We start from the raw sequence: 14,289 nt of genomic DNA on the forward strand, positions 1-14,289 counted from the left end.
GCGAGTCCCCTGAAGGGCCCTGGAAGACCACCAGGTTGATAGGTGGGGTGTGGACGGTCAGTAATGGCTGAAGCTAACCCATACTAATGGCCCGTGAGGCTTGACCATATAACACCCAAACCGTTTGGGTGATGACACAAACGCCGTGTACGTTGTCCGAGTGAAGAGCTAAAAAATAAAAGCTCGACTCAAAACCAGTTTTGCCTGGTGGCCAGAGCGAGCGGGAACCACCCGACCCCATCCCGACCTCGGAAGTGAAACCGCTCAGCGCCGATGATAGTGCAGATCCCTGTGCGAAAGTAGGTCACCGCCAGGCACCTCCTACCCAAAGCCCCGTCGCCTAAATGGCAACGGGGCTTTATTTTGTCCCGACCTGCCAATAGCAACCTCGAGCGCGATCCAAGTGTTTAGTCCGGTATAATTCGGCAATTACTGCCTCCCGGTCTTGTCCAGCTCAGAAATACTTTCCGGATAATTGGCTGCATGACCGTGATGCATATGTCCGATGCCGTTATTTTCGCCAGTCAGCTGACAAAGTCCTATGGAGGGATGAGTGTAGTCGACTATGTTTCCTTTTTGATCCCTCGCGGAGAGCTCTGTGGAATTCTAGGGCCTAACGGCGCCGGAAAAACGACGACTCCCAATATGCTAGTGGGTAATGTTCCTCCGACCGCCGGACGGCTGCGGGTCTTGGGGTTTTCAATTCCAGCTCGTGCCCGGCAAATGCGGCTCAGGATTGGTGTTGTGCCGCAAGAGGATAACCTCGATCCGGATTTTACAGTGATCGAGAACTTGAAGGTGTACGGTCAACATTTCGGTCTGAAGCGTGCCGAAATTAATGCGCGGATACCGTTTCTCCTGTCCTTGGCTGCACTTGAAGACAAGACACATTACCGAATCAACCAACTTTGGGGGGATGAGGCGGCGCCTATCCATTGCTCGGGCACTGATCAACCGGCCGGAACTTCTAATTCTTGATGAGCCCGCCACCGGACTTGATCCTTAGATCCGCCAGAATATCTGGTAGATGTTGAGACGGCTTCAGAAAGACGGGCTGACGATCGTACTCACGACACATTATATGGACGAGGCGGAGCGTCTCTGTAGCCGCATTATCTTGATGGATCACGGTCGGATTCTGACCGACCAAACGCTGGTCGCCTCGTTCAGGAATGCATCGAACCAAGAGTCTTGGAGGTTTATGGAGACGATGTTTTCTCGTGGCATCGCAGCCTGCCGTTACAGGATGACATCCGTTTCGAGCAAGTCGGGGAAACTTTTTTCCACTATGGCGAAAATCTGGAGTGTTTGGTTCACTCTTTGGACGAAAGAGTAGGCATACGCTATTCCTATCGCCCATCAAATTTGGAAGATGTGTTTCTGAAGCTGACAGGGGGGAGTTACGAGATGATTGATGCGTTATGCCTCTGGGTTGCAGTATGGCGGCGCAACGCTCTGGTATGGCGCAAGCCGATACGTACCTCTTGGGATGATTCGCCGAACCAATATTTTATCTATTTGCGCTGGGATATGGTCTCGGGGCCTTTATCGGGGAAATTGAAGGATTATCGTGCCTGGCGTCCCCTTCAACACGTTGTTGAGATTATACGAACGCTGCTATCCGGGCGAATTTCTCAAGACATTTTGAAACACTTGCTTATTCTGGCTGCTTTTGCCGGGCTGGCAATAAGCTATGCGATTTGGCGATCGCGGCGGCGCTTGCCGCTTTTGATTAAAACAGTCGGCTCTTAACCACCGTGGAATCAAGCGTATTCATCAATCCCTCAATGCAGGAAATCTTCAAACAACTCGAACGGAACCTCGAACTTTGCCTTCGCAAGGATCGCTACCGCCTCGGAAAGAGGCTTTCACGTTTGCTGGCGGATATACGCCAAGACCAAGCCGCTACGGATCAGTTACAGGCACTTCAGGACTCGATTAACCAGTCCGTAGCACAAAGGCGGCTTCGAGCAGACGCCATTCCGGTACTTGATTATCCGCACGAACTTCCGGTTGTCGAACGGAAAGCAGAGATCCTCGCAAGCGTTCGCAATCATCAGGTCGTCGTCGTTTGCGGAGAAACGGGGTCGGGCAAAACGACCCAATTGCCGAAAATCTGTCTTGAGGCCGGCCGAGGCGTCTCCGGTTACATCGGTCACACCCAGCCTCGCCGCATCGCGGCCCGTACCGTTGCCGCTCGGATTGCCGAGGAGCTCAAACAGCCCTTGGGGCAGGCAGTCGGCTATAAGGTTCGATTCCAAGATCACACCCGGCCGGAAAGCTTGATCAAGCTGATGACCGACGGCATCCTGCTGGCCGAGACTCAGCACGATCGATTTCTCGACCAGTACGACACCTTGATCGTCGACGAGGCTCACGAGCGGAGCCTCAATATCGATTTTCTGCTCGGCTATCTCAAGTGGCTGATGCCCAAACGTCCGGACCTGAAGCTCATCATCACTTCCGCCACCATCGATCCAGAACGCTTCTCACAGCATTTTGGTCATGCGCCCATCATCAACGTCTCCGGTCGAACTTATCCGGTAGACATCCGTTATCGGCCGGTAGAAGTCGAGGAGGGCGACGAGACCGACCGCGCCGAGCAGACGGCTATACTCAACGCCGTGGACGAGCTGTGGCGGGAGCAGCCCGGGGATATTCTCATCTTCCTGAGCGGCGAGCGCGAAATTCGCGAAACCGCCGAGTCGCTGCGCAAACATCACCCGTCAAAATGTGAAATCCTGCCGCTGTACTCGCGTCTGTCCCAGTCCGAGCAGGAGCGGGTGTTCAAGCCTTCGGGTACGCGTCGCATCGTGCTGGCGACGAATGTGGCGGAAACTTCGCTCACCGTGCCCGGCATCCGCTCGGTTATCGATACGGGCTACGCGCGCATCAGTCGGTACAGTCACCGCAGCAAGCTGCAGCGACTGCCGATCGAGAAAGTCTCCCGTGCTTCGGCCAACCAGCGATCCGGCCGCTGCGGACGGGTCGGTCCGGGGACAGCGATTCGGTTGTATTCCGAACAGGATTTTCTCAACCGGCCCGAATTCACCGATCCGGAAATCCTCCGTACCAACCTGGCGGCAGTCATTCTGCAAATGCATGCCCTCAAGCTGGGAGATATATCCAAGTTCCCGTTTGTAGAACCGCCCGATTCGCGGTTGATTCGCGACGGTCTTCGAACCTTGCAAGAGGTCAACGCGCTGGACGAGCGCGGGCAGATCACGGATATCGGCCGCAAGCTCGCGAAGCTGCCCGTGGATCCCAAACTCGGGCGGATGCTGTTGGCCGGGGCGGACGAGCATTGCCTGAGCGAGATCGCAATCATCGTCGCTGCCCTGAGCGTGCCGGATCCCCGCGAGCGCCCCGCCGACCAGGCTTCGAATGCCGATCAGAAGCACGCCAAGTTCCGGGATGATGCGTCGGATTTCCTGTCCTTCTTGAAGCTATGGAACGAGTTCGAGGAACAGAAAAAGCATTTGTCGAAATCCAAGCTACGCCAATGGTGTCGGGACAACTTTCTGTCTTACGTGCGAATGACGGAATGGCACGATATCCACGCGCAAATCATGGAGGTGGTGAAGGGCGAGCTGGACTTGAAATTGAACCAGGCGCCGGGCGAATACGGCGAAATTCATAGGGCACTGCTTTCGGGTCTGCTGTCCAATGTCTGTCTCAAGCAGGAGCAGAACGAATATGTCGCGACGAGGGGTACCAAGCTGTTCATCCATCCCGGCTCTTTTCTGTTCAAGGCCAAACCCAAATGGATCATGTCGGCCGAGCAGGTGGAGACCACAAAAGTTTACGCCCGCACCGTGGCCAAGATCGAGCCGGAGTGGATCGAGAAGGTCGGCGCCCATCTCGTCAAGCAACAACACTACGATCCGCACTGGGAACGCAAGGCGGCACGCGCGGCGGTGCATGAGCGTACCACGCTGTTCGGACTCGTCATTCAGGCGGGACGCAAGATTCCGTACGAGAGGATCAATCCACAGGCGGCCCGCGAGATGTTCGTCCGCCACGCCCTGGTGCACATGGATTACGACAGCAAGGCCCCGTTTTTCCTGCACAATCTGAAACTTTTGGAAGAGGCTGATTATCTCCAGCACAAGGGCCGGCGCGCGGATTTGCTGGTGGACGAGGATTGGCTGTTCCGCTGGTTTGACGAGCGGATTCCGCAGGACGTGGTTAACGGCGTCACCTTCGAACGTTGGCGCAAGGCAGCGGAGGCGGGCAAACCCGATATTCTCAAACTCAGCCGAGACGACATTACCGCGAAGGAAGACAGTTCGCTGGATGCCAGGAATTTCCCCGATCACTTTCAGGTAGGGCCGTTGCGGTTTCAGTTGCAGTACCGATTCGAACCGGGACACGAGGACGACGGCGTCACGGCCATCGTGCCGTTGCATCTCCTGAACCAGCTCGATCCCGAGCCGTTCCGCTGGTTGGTTCCGGGGCTGCTCCGGGAGAAGACCATTGCTCTCATCAAGTCCCTGCCCAAGACTTTGCGTATCCATTTCGTGCCCGCACCGGACTACGCCGACCGGGCTTTGCCTATGCTGGATTACGGTCATGGTTCGTTCTGCGCCCAGCTTTCGTCGGCATTGAAAAAGACCGGCGGTATCGCCGTGTCGCCCGATTCCTTCCGAGAAGACGTGCTGCCGGCGCACCTTCGCATGAATTTCGCCGTAGTGGATGAATTCAATGCCGTCGTTGATCGTTCCCGCGATCTCAAGGAACTCAAGATCCGCCACTCCGCCGACGCCGGCAAGAACTTTCAGCAACTGGCTCGGCAGGCCTACCTGCATACCGGCTGCAAAAGTTGGAGTTTCGGTGAACTGCCTCAATGTTTCGACGGCCAACACGATGGCCAGACGATCTATGGCTTTCCAGCGGTGGTCGACGAAGGGGAGAACGTGGGCGTTAGGGTATTCGATACTCCGGAAGAAGCAGCGCGGCAGCAGGAACTGGGACTGGCACGCCTGTTCCGCTGCGCTTTGGCCAAGGAGCTCAAGTATTTAAAAAAGAATCTTGCAGTCAATGCGCAAGCGGAGTTCTTATACCGGCAAGTGCCTGCGCATCCGTTCCTCTATTCCGAATTGAAAACCGGGCGCGAGCTGCGCGAGGATCTTTTGGACCGGCTCATGGGGACGTTGTTCTTGGAAGGGCAGCCAGATATCCGTAGCGCCGATCAATTCGAGAAGCGGCTTAGAGATCAGAAAACTGAGCTGGTCCTAAAGGCGGACGAAATGGCGCGCATAGCTCAGACCGTGCTTCAACTATATGGCGAGGTGCAGGCCAAACTGAAGACTAGGCCGGCCAATGCAGCCACGCAGGATATGCAGGAACAAGTGGGATTGCTTGTTTACGCGGGATTCTTGGTTACGACTCCATATGCGCAGATCAAGGAAATGCCTCGTTACCTCAAGGCGATATTGCATCGTCTGGAGAAATCTGCGCAAGACTCTGTTCGCGACCAGAAGCAGTACAATGAGCTTGCGCCCCTTTGGGCGCGCTATTGGAACGTCATCAAGGCGGCCAAAGGGCGTTTGCTTCCTGAGCGCGACGCCTATCGCTGGAGCTTGGAAGAGTTCCGCGTTTCGCTCTTCGCTCAGATGTTAAAGACGCCGTATCCCGTGTCCGCGAAACGATTGGACGAGGCATGGAAACAGCTCGGGCCTCGGACGTGAGACCTTAGACCCGAAGTCGTTCGCGTTGGACTGGAATATCAGCCTCTTCGCCGGACATGCTGCATATCCAGGCAAGGTGGATACGGTGCAGGTAAGAGGCTGTGATTTGAATGCCGGAGAACGGTCTTAATGAATAAACGCATATGCAGCCGATCCATCGAAAGGAGCCAGTCATGAAAATAGGTACCGCACTGACACGTAGCGCCACGCGCGTCATGCTTCTGGGTAGCGGCGAACTCGGCAAGGAGGTCGCGATCGCTCTGCAACGCTACGGCGTCGAAGTCGTGGCCGTGGATCGTTATCCCAATGCGCCCGCCCAGCACGTGGCGCATTGTGCCCACATGATAGACATGACTGATGGAGAAGCTATAAAGCGACTAGTGGAAATGGAAAGACCGGACATCATCGTGCCGGAAATCGAGGCGATCGCCACGGACGCCTTGGCCGAGATTGAGCAGGCCGGTGCGGCGGCCGTGATTCCTACGGCACGCGCGGTCTGCTTGACCATGAATCGTGAGGGGATTCGCCGCCTTGCTGCGGAAGAGCTCGGTTTGCCCACCTCGCCCTATGCTTTTGCCGATTCTTTAGATTCGCTGAGGACAGCCGTTCAAACGATCGGCTATCCCTGCTTTGTCAAGCCCGTGATGTCCTCTTCGGGTAAAGGGCAATCGCTGCTGTGCAGCGAGGTCGATGTGGAAAAGGCTTGGGAATACGCGCAATCAGGAGGGCGAGTCAAGGATGCCAGAGTCATCGTAGAAGGCAAAATTGAATTCGATTACGAAATTACCTTGCTTACGGTGCGAGCCAGCGATGGCCACGGTGTAGAGGAGACTTATTTCTGCGAGCCTATCGGTCACCGGCAGGAACTTGGCGACTACGTAGAGAGTTGGCAGCCACAGCCCATGAGCGCAGTCGCTTTGACGGAGGCTAAACGCATCGCCACGGCGGTGACGGGGCGTCTCGGTGGGCGTGGTCTTTTCGGTGTGGAATTGTTCGTCAAAGGCGATCGGGTTTGGTTCAGCGAAGTCAGTCCGAGGCCTCATGACACGGGCATGGTTACCATGATCACCCAGGCGCAGAGCGAATTCGAGCTGCATGCCCGAGCCATACTGGGATTTCCCGTTTCGACCGGTCTCCGCAATCCGGGGGCCAGCGCTGTGATTTACGGCCAGATCGAAGGCGAGGGGATCGCGTTTGAGGGAGTCGGCGATGCGCTTTCCGTTCCCGAAACCGAAATCCGGCTGTTCGGCAAGCCGATTTCATATCCGCGCCGCCGAGTCGGCGTGGCTTTAGCCGCAGGTAACTCCATCGAAGAAGCCCGAGAACGAGCAAAAAAAGCGGCAGGATTGATCAAGCCCTTGCCGGGTTGATGTCTTGCGGAGCGAAGCGGCTCGCAGGTTTACCGCCCTGACGTTTTGACGCGGTAGGGGCAATGGCCTTGCCGAGTTGCAAAAAAACAGATTCGTGCAAAACTTTCGTCTGTCGATAGGGTGACGATCAACAGGCGGAAGAACGATGATTAGACCATCAAAAATAAGACGCTCGTTGGCACTTTTTTTCTTTCTTTGTTCGGGTTCGGCCGCTGCGGATGTTTACAAATATGTGGATAGCGCCGGACATGTTTTTTATACGGACAATCCGAAACACTCGGGCTATCAGTTGATCATCAAGTCGCCTGCCGCATTTTCGCTCTCTCGGACCTCGAAAAAATGGCCGACCGGCTCCAGATTCTCCGATAAAAATCGTAGACAATTTGCGTCATTGATCGATGCGGCAGCCAGCAAGTACAGCCTTGATCCGGCATTGCTGCATGCCGTTATCCGTGCCGAGTCTTCCTATAACCCCGGAGCAATATCCAGCAAAGGCGCTGTCGGTCTGATGCAGCTCATGCCCGAAACGGCCGCTCGCTACGGTGTTCGTGATCGCTATGATCCGAGCGAAAACATAGAAGGAGGTGCAAGGTACCTAAGCGAGCTGATCGACATGTTTCAATCCGACGTTAGACTCGCCGTTGCAGCTTACAATGCCGGGGAAAACAACGTCATCAAATATGGAAATAAGGTGCCTCCCTTTCAAGAAACTCAGGCGTATGTGACCCGAGTCCTCAATTATTACAACCGATTGAATTGATGTTTGCAGCCGAAACGCCGGAAGCCCTCGTCATGGGGGTACCTCAATTGGTATCCCCGCCAGTCGCGGTGGCGCGGATTTCGACCGTTCTCGAACGTGAAGACTTCACGATCGGAGAGGTCGCCGAAGCGATTGGTCAGGATCCCGCACTTGCGGCGCGGTTGCTGAAAATCGTCAATAGCTCTTACTACGGATTGTCGGGGCGTATCGAGACCATTACTCGTGCGGTTGGAATGGTCGGTGCCGACGCACTGTATGATTTGGCGCTGACAACCTCTGTCATTCATGGATTTCGCAACATCCCCGCTTGTCTAGTCAACATGAACGATTTTTGGTTGAACAGCCTCTATTGTGGCGTGATTGCGCGTCTGTTGGCCAAGGAAGCTTCCGTTTTGCATAGCGAGCGCTTGTTTGTTGCCGGGCTGTTGCATCGTATCGGTGCGCTGATTATCTACATGCGCTTGCCGGATAAGGCGAGGGAAATTCTTTTGGTTGCGGCAGGTGACGATCGGTTGATTCCGGGGTTGGAAAAGGAGCTGCTCGGGTTTACCTACGCCGAGATCGGTGCGGCATTAGCCAAGGCGTGGAAAATGCCATCGGCCTTGCGGGAAGGGATTCGTTGGCATTTGGAGCCCGAACGGGCCGAGGACTATCGTTTGGAGGCCAGCCTGTTATACCTCGCCAATCAACTGAAAACTGTGTCATTACTCGGCTTTCCGATCCAAGATGTGCTTAGGGCGATTCCTGATGAAGTCGCCTCTGCTATACGTTTGGACGAGACCCAAATAATAAATGTGATGTCCAAGGCAACCGAGAAACTCAGCGATACCGCTGCCGTGTTCATGCCTGATGTTTACGTGCGCCATTGATTCAGATTACCTGAACCCCGAAGCTTTCCAGTAGGCGGGCTAGCCTGATCAGTGGAAGCCCAACCAGTGCGTTGGGGTCTTCGCCTTCGAACCTTTCAAACAGCACGATGCCCAAGCCTTCGGACTTGAATCCTCCAGCACAATCGAAAGGCTGTTCTCGATCTACATAACGTTCGATTTCCTTGTCACTCAGTTCTCGAAAGTGAACCAAGCAGCGGTCGATTTCGGCTTTCATATCTCCCGTGGCGGTGTTTAGGACGCATACAGCGGTGTAAAACACAACGCATCGGCCGGAAGCCGCACGAAGTTGCCGGATGGCGTTATCACGAGTCATAGGTTTGACCAACTGTTTTCCGCATAGAACGGCTACTTGATCGGAGCCGATTATCAGGGCGTCGGGAAAACCGGGCGCCGCGGCAGCGGCTTTTTCCTGCGCTAGCCGCAGTGCTTGGCAATCCGGCTTTTCGTTGACTTTGGGCGTTTCGCTAATCCCTGGAGAGATCGAATCAAACTCAAGTCCCAGCTTTTTGAATAGGTCTTGGCGATAGGTCGAGCTGGATGCCAGAACAATTTTTGTCATGAGGTCGGATTTGAGTGAAGACTTAATGGGTCAAAAAGAGTTAAAGAAGCGATTTTGACAGCTTTTGACATTTCTCGATATCATTGCACGATTATGCTTGACCGTTTGCCGGATTTGATAGATCCATTAGAGTTCGCGGAAAAGAAGCGACGGATCGTCGGATCGATGCCTTTGAACACCATTTCTCGTATACAGGATATGGTGCTGAATGGTGAAGCTGAGGCGAAAGTCGATCTTGAATTTAAGAAAGAAGGCCGTCGTGCAATCGTTTCTGGTTGGGTGGAGGCCGATCTTAAGCTGGAGTGCCAATGTTGCCTGGGGCCTCTGGACTGGCCGGTGCACAGCGAAGTACACCTCGGCGTCGTCAGCTCCATTGATGAGGGGGATCTACTGCCCGAAACGCTTGAGCCCTTGCTTCTTGACGAAACGGGTGTGATTGATCTGGCGGATATAGTGGCGGATGAATTGCTGCTGGCTATTCCTGCAATTCCCCAGCATTCCCATTGTGCTTCGCCTAAGACAGAAACTACTAATGTGGATTCCCGCGAGAATCCTTTCGCCGTGTTGGCGCAACTGAAAACTATTCGATAATAGGAGCTTTTAAATGGCCGTACAGCAAAATCGTAAGACACGTTCCAAGCGGGGTATGCGTCGTTCGCACGATGCTTTGAAAGCAAATGCGCTTTCCATCGAGCCTACCACGGGTGAAACGCATCTTCGGCATCACGTCAGCCCGGATGGGTATTATCGCGGGCGTAAGGTGATTGCGAGCAAAGAAGAATCTAGCGAAGAGTAGCTTTGATATTTGGATTGACTTCGGGAGCCGGAATCGATGCGGCTCCTTATCGTTGTTTCTGCTGAGTTTGCCGCTCGATTGACTAAACAAGAACTATGATTAAGAAGCCGACCATCGCTTTGGATGCCATGGGCGGCGATCACGGTCCCGCCGTGATCGTTCCGGCGGCTCTGGACAGTGCCGAAAGCAATCCTCACTTAAATTTGATTCTTGTAGGTGATGAAGCCGTATTGCGCCATCATCTGGGATCAGCGTTAGCACGTCTCGGTGACCGAATTCGCATTCATCACGCGTCTGAAACGGTGGAAATGCATGAGTCCCCGGCGAAGGCTCTCCGCGGCAAGAAGGATTCATCCATGCGAGTTGCCGTTGACCTGGTCAAGGAAGGCGTTGCCGATGCTTGCGTCAGTGCCGGAAATACCGGTGCGTTGATGGCGATCGCGAAATTTGTTCTCAAGACGATACCTGGGATCGATCGTCCGGCCATTATCTCTGCTGTTCCCTCCATGGGAGGACATACCCATGTACTGGATCTCGGGGCGAATGTGGATTGTTCGGCCGAGCACCTCTATCAATTCGCCGTAATGGGCTACGAGCTCGTGCGCGCGGTCGAGGATAAAGATCATCCGCGGGTGGGGTTGCTGAATATCGGCGAAGAAGAAATCAAGGGCAACGAGCAGGTTAAGGAGGCCGCAAAACTATTGGCTGGTGCCCACATCAATTTTATCGGCTACGTCGAAGGGAACGATCTCTACTCGGGTAACGTGGATATCGTCGTCACCGACGGCTTTGTCGGCAACGTGGCGCTCAAAACCAGCGAGGGTCTCGCCAAAATGATCAATCATTCAATCAAACAGGCGTTCGGCAGGAATTTTTTCACTAAACTGGCCGGTTTAGCGGCTATGCCGGTACTCCACTCCTTTAAAAAGCAATTCGATCATCGGCGCTACAATGGAGCTTCCCTCTTGGGGTTGCGCGGCATCGTAATCAAGAGTCATGGTAACGCCGACCGTTTGGCTTTCGCGAATGCCATCGGCATTGCGGTGAAGGAGATTGAAAAGGCTGTTCCGACTCGTATCGGCGAGCGCATAGCGGAGATTTTCGCTGAGAGGAAGACTGCGTGAGACGGTACGCTCGGATTCTCGGAACCGGTGGCTATCTCCCCGAAACCATTCTCACCAACGAACAGATCGCTCAAACCGTCGATACATCGGATGCTTGGATCATCGAACGGACCGGTATTCGCGAGCGCCGCATCGCAGGAAAACATGAAACAGCCTCCAGCATGGCGGAGCGCGCTGCGCGTCAGGCTCTGGAGTCGGCAGAAATCGAACCGGGAACGATCGATCTCATCATCGTTGCAACTTGTACGCCGGATCGAGTTTTTCCCAGTACCGCTTGCCTGTTGCAACAGAGGTTAAATATCCGGGATTGCGCTGCATTCGACGTTCAGGCAGCATGCTCCGGTTTTATCTACGCGCTCAGTATCGCTGACCAGTATGTCAGGGCAGGAGCCGCCCGTCGGGTTCTCGTCGTAGGCAGCGAGGTAACCTCGCGGATCGTCGACTGGTCGGATCGTGCAACCTGCATTCTTTTCGGCGACGGTGCCGGGGCTGTCGTGCTGGAAGCGGCGGATGAGCCTGGAATCCTGAGCACACATATTCATTCCGATGGGCAATATCAGGATTTGCTGTACGTCCCCAACCCTAACGGTGCGGGGAGCGGTGAAGGCGACGAGCGATTCTTGAAGATGCAGGGTAACGAGGTATTCAAGATCGCCGTCAATACTCTGGGACGCATCGTGGACGAGACCTTGGCCGCCAACAATCTGCAGAAATCGGATATCCACTGGTTAGTCCCCCATCAAGCCAATATACGCATCATCGCCGCTACGGCAAAAAAACTGCATATGCCTATGGACCGCGTGGTGATGACCATCGAAAAACAAGGAAATACATCCGCAGCTTCCGTGCCGCTCGCTTTGAACGAAGCAATTCGCGACGGTCGAATTCAGCGAGGCCAGATGGTTTTGATGGAAGCTTTCGGTGGCGGTTTCGCTTGGGGCTCGGCCCTAATCCGGTACTAGGGGAGTTTATGTCTACGAATCTCGTCGACGAAGGTTTGGCGTTTCTTTTCCCGGGGCAAGGCTCCCAGTCCGTTGGGATGTTGTCGAAGCTAGCCGAAGTCCATACCGAAGTTGCGTCGACCTTTCAGGCCGCTTCAGAAGTGCTTGGCTACGATCTCTGGGATTTAGTGCGGAACGGTCCCGAAGAAAGACTTAATCTGACGCAGTGTACCCAGCCGGCTATGCTGGCCGCCGATGTTGCTGCCTGGCGAGTTTGGTCCAAACGGACTTCGGTAAGACCGGGCTGGATGGCCGGCCATAGCTTGGGCGAATATGCGGCATTGGTGTGTTCCGGCGCTTTGATTTTCGAGGATGCGGTTCGGCTTGTGGCCGAGCGCGGACGATTGATGCAGGAAGCGGTGCCTCCCGAAACCGGGGCGATGGCAGCTATTTTGGGATTGAACGACACCCAGGTCGTTGAGGTTTGCAGCAGAGCATCGACCGAAACGGAGATTGTCAAACCGGCCAATTTCAACGCTCCTGGGCAAATCGTGATTGCCGGTCATAAGGTTGCCGTGGAGCGGGCAGTTGAACTAGGCAAAGCGGAGGGCGCCAAGCGGGCCGTTCTCTTGCCGGTCAGCGTGCCGTCCCATTGTCCGTTAATGAGAAGCGCCGCTGAGAAATTTAGGCAAATGCTGTCCGACATAGCGGTAAAAATCCCTCCGATTGGAGTGCTGCATAACGTCGACGTCGCCTCCCATTCGGCTCCCGACGTGATTCGGGCCGTCTTGGAAAAGCAACTGTACAGCCCGGTTCGTTGGACCGATTCCATTCTGTTCATGTCTCAGCAGGGCGTCAGCCGGTTTGTCGAATGTGGTCCCGGTCGAGTTCTGACCGGTTTGAACAAGCGAATCGTCCCGGCGTGCAGAACCGAAGCGGTTTTTGATCCGGATTCCTTAATTAGAGCGTTGGAGCTTGTTCAATGATGTCTAAAGTCGCTGTTGTAACCGGGGCCAGTCGCGGGATCGGGCGTGCTATAGCTCTGCGTCTGGCGAAGGATGGTCATACCGTCATAGGTACGGCGACCACCGAGTCGGGGGCCAACGCCATCTCGGCGGCTTTGGCCGAAGGCGGATTTCGCGGCAAGGGCATGGTACTGGACGTGGCCGAGGCCGATTCGGTTGAGCGATTCTTCAAATCTGTGAACGAAGAGTTCGGCGCCCCGCTCATTTTGGTCAATAACGCCGGAATAACGCGAGACAACCTGCTGATGCGGATGAAAGACGAGGAATGGGATGACATCATCCGGACCAATTTGTCATCCGTTTACCGTATGTGTAAAGCCGGTTTGCGTGGAATGATGAAAGCCCGAGAGGGACGCATGATCAACATTACCTCCGTCGTCGGAGCGATGGGAAATGCAGGGCAAACCAATTATGCGGCCGCCAAGGCCGGTATCATCGGTTTTACCAAATCGCTCGCGAGAGAAGTTGGGTCACGGAATATCACCGTCAACGCCGTGGCGCCGGGATTCATCGATACCGACATGACGCGCGCGCTGCCTGGGGAAAGCCGTAAAGCGTTGCTGGATAACATCCCCTTGGCGCGATTAGGATCTGCGGATGAGGTGGCAGGCTTGGTGGCCTTTCTATGTTCGGATGACGCTGCTTACATCACGGGCGAAACCATACATGTCAACGGCGGCATGCACATGGCATGATCTCATGCATTTCCGGGACGCGTGCTTTCGCTAATGAATTGAGCGACCGACGTTTTCTTTTTAGAGAAAAGTCTTGTATTCACCCGGTTTCAAATTAAAATTTCCCGACTCACTAAAACCAGAGAAAACAGCTGAGGATATAAAACGATGAGTGATGTAGCAGAGCGTGTTAAGAAGATCGTGGCTGAGCAATTGGGCGTGAAAGAAGAAGTCTCCAATGAAGCTTCTTTCGTCGACGACCTCGGCGCCGATTCCTTGGACACGGTCGAACTGGTGATGGCCCTGGAAGAAGAATTTGAGTGTGAGATTCCCGACGAAGACGCGGAGAAGATCACCACTGTCCAGCAAGCGATAGACTACATCGAAAGCCACATCTGATTTGATCCTGCCGCCCCGCAAGGTTTTCGGCTTGGCGGGGCAGGATTGTCTTTGTCAATTT

Annotated in this window: 14 protein-coding genes, 2 rRNA genes and 1 pseudogene; 16 read left to right on the forward strand and 1 reads right to left on the reverse strand. The window is 54.7% G+C overall.

The annotated features are described in order from the left end of the window. The 9 genes and pseudogenes from B2A78_RS07345 to B2A78_RS07375 form a co-directional block, all read left to right on the forward strand. Positions 1-108 (forward strand): 23S ribosomal RNA (locus B2A78_RS07345); the annotation flags it as partial. A 95-nt stretch (positions 109-203) separates the two neighbouring features. Then, positions 204-316, forward strand: a 5S ribosomal RNA gene (gene rrf, locus B2A78_RS07350). A gap of 233 nt (positions 317-549) precedes the next feature. Further along, a pseudogene (locus B2A78_RS26535) lies at positions 550-888 on the forward strand (ATP-binding cassette domain-containing protein); the annotation flags it as partial. A 28-nt stretch (positions 889-916) separates the two neighbouring features. Next, a complete protein-coding gene (locus B2A78_RS26860) occupies positions 917-1,006 on the forward strand; it encodes an ATP-binding cassette domain-containing protein (RefSeq protein WP_276205384.1) in 90 nt (29 codons plus the stop codon). 185 nt (positions 1,007-1,191) lie between these two features. Then, positions 1,192-1,752: a hypothetical protein gene (locus B2A78_RS26540; RefSeq protein WP_240502439.1), complete on the forward strand. Its 561-nt coding sequence runs from the start codon at positions 1,192-1,194 to the stop codon at positions 1,750-1,752. Positions 1,753-1,787: 35 nt separating this feature from the next. Then, positions 1,788-5,690 carry an ATP-dependent RNA helicase HrpA gene (gene hrpA, locus B2A78_RS07360; protein WP_077729273.1) on the forward strand — a complete coding sequence of 1,301 codons (3,903 nt, stop codon included), beginning with the start codon at positions 1,788-1,790 and terminating at the stop codon, positions 5,688-5,690. Positions 5,691-5,863: 173 nt separating this feature from the next. Beyond that, entirely contained in the window at positions 5,864-7,060 is a 1,197-nt protein-coding gene (gene purT, locus B2A78_RS07365) for a formate-dependent phosphoribosylglycinamide formyltransferase (protein ID WP_077729465.1), read from the forward strand. A gap of 145 nt (positions 7,061-7,205) precedes the next feature. Then, entirely contained in the window at positions 7,206-7,820 is a 615-nt protein-coding gene (locus B2A78_RS07370) for a lytic transglycosylase domain-containing protein (RefSeq protein ID WP_077729274.1), read from the forward strand. Continuing rightward, a complete protein-coding gene (locus tag B2A78_RS07375; protein ID WP_077729275.1) occupies positions 7,820-8,689 on the forward strand; it encodes an HDOD domain-containing protein in 870 nt (289 codons plus the stop codon). Before B2A78_RS07370 ends, B2A78_RS07375 begins: the two co-directional genes overlap by 1 nt. Position 8,690: 1 nt before the next feature. Here B2A78_RS07375 and B2A78_RS07380 read toward each other — a convergent pair whose 3' ends face one another. Next, on the reverse strand, positions 8,691-9,269 hold the full coding sequence (locus B2A78_RS07380; protein ID WP_077729276.1) for a Maf family protein: 579 nt from the start codon (positions 9,267-9,269) through the stop codon (positions 8,691-8,693). A 54-nt stretch (positions 9,270-9,323) separates the two neighbouring features. On the opposite strand from B2A78_RS07380, the gene B2A78_RS07385 reads away from it, so the two are divergent. From B2A78_RS07385 to acpP, 7 genes are all read left to right on the forward strand, one after another. Further along, a complete protein-coding gene (locus tag B2A78_RS07385; protein WP_240502440.1) occupies positions 9,324-9,860 on the forward strand; it encodes a YceD family protein in 537 nt (178 codons plus the stop codon). A 13-nt stretch (positions 9,861-9,873) separates the two neighbouring features. Then, on the forward strand, positions 9,874-10,065 hold the full coding sequence (gene rpmF / locus B2A78_RS07390) for a 50S ribosomal protein L32 (RefSeq protein ID WP_077729278.1): 192 nt from the start codon (positions 9,874-9,876) through the stop codon (positions 10,063-10,065). 95 nt (positions 10,066-10,160) lie between these two features. Next, positions 10,161-11,189, forward strand: a complete 1,029-nt coding sequence (plsX, locus tag B2A78_RS07395) for a phosphate acyltransferase PlsX (protein WP_077729279.1) — start codon at positions 10,161-10,163, stop codon at positions 11,187-11,189. Then, positions 11,186-12,151 carry a beta-ketoacyl-ACP synthase III gene (locus tag B2A78_RS07400; protein ID WP_077729280.1) on the forward strand — a complete coding sequence of 322 codons (966 nt, stop codon included), beginning with the start codon at positions 11,186-11,188 and terminating at the stop codon, positions 12,149-12,151. Before plsX ends, B2A78_RS07400 begins: the two co-directional genes overlap by 4 nt. Positions 12,152-12,159: 8 nt before the next feature. Continuing rightward, on the forward strand, positions 12,160-13,116 hold the full coding sequence (gene fabD, locus B2A78_RS07405; RefSeq protein ID WP_077729281.1) for an ACP S-malonyltransferase: 957 nt from the start codon (positions 12,160-12,162) through the stop codon (positions 13,114-13,116). After that, a complete protein-coding gene (gene fabG, locus B2A78_RS07410) occupies positions 13,113-13,850 on the forward strand; it encodes a 3-oxoacyl-ACP reductase FabG (RefSeq protein WP_077729282.1) in 738 nt (245 codons plus the stop codon). Before fabD ends, fabG begins: the two co-directional genes overlap by 4 nt. A gap of 147 nt (positions 13,851-13,997) precedes the next feature. Next, complete coding sequence (acpP, locus tag B2A78_RS07415; protein ID WP_026609307.1) at positions 13,998-14,228, forward strand: acyl carrier protein; 231 nt, start codon at positions 13,998-14,000, stop codon at positions 14,226-14,228. The last annotated feature ends 61 nt before the right edge of the window (positions 14,229-14,289 follow it).

Origin of the sequence: Methylocaldum sp. 14B (assembly GCF_002005105.1) — a bacterium.
GTDB lineage: Bacteria > Pseudomonadota > Gammaproteobacteria > Methylococcales > Methylococcaceae > Methylocaldum.

Coding starts and splice junctions, on each gene's coding strand:
- acpP (WP_026609307.1), top strand. CDS start 13,998: ATGAGTGATGTAGCAGAGCGTGTTAAGAAGATCGTGGCTGAGCAATTG.
- B2A78_RS07370 (WP_077729274.1), top strand. CDS start 7,206: ATGATTAGACCATCAAAAATAAGACGCTCGTTGGCACTTTTTTTCTTT.
- fabG (WP_077729282.1), top strand. CDS start 13,113: ATGATGTCTAAAGTCGCTGTTGTAACCGGGGCCAGTCGCGGGATCGGG.
- B2A78_RS07375 (WP_077729275.1), top strand. CDS start 7,820: ATGTTTGCAGCCGAAACGCCGGAAGCCCTCGTCATGGGGGTACCTCAA.
- plsX (WP_077729279.1), top strand. CDS start 10,161: ATGATTAAGAAGCCGACCATCGCTTTGGATGCCATGGGCGGCGATCAC.
- purT (WP_077729465.1), top strand. CDS start 5,864: ATGAAAATAGGTACCGCACTGACACGTAGCGCCACGCGCGTCATGCTT.
- B2A78_RS26860 (WP_276205384.1), top strand. CDS start 917: ATGAGGCGGCGCCTATCCATTGCTCGGGCACTGATCAACCGGCCGGAA.
- hrpA (WP_077729273.1), top strand. CDS start 1,788: ATGCAGGAAATCTTCAAACAACTCGAACGGAACCTCGAACTTTGCCTT.
- B2A78_RS07380 (WP_077729276.1), bottom strand. CDS start 9,269: ATGACAAAAATTGTTCTGGCATCCAGCTCGACCTATCGCCAAGACCTA.
- rpmF (WP_077729278.1), top strand. CDS start 9,874: ATGGCCGTACAGCAAAATCGTAAGACACGTTCCAAGCGGGGTATGCGT.
- fabD (WP_077729281.1), top strand. CDS start 12,160: ATGTCTACGAATCTCGTCGACGAAGGTTTGGCGTTTCTTTTCCCGGGG.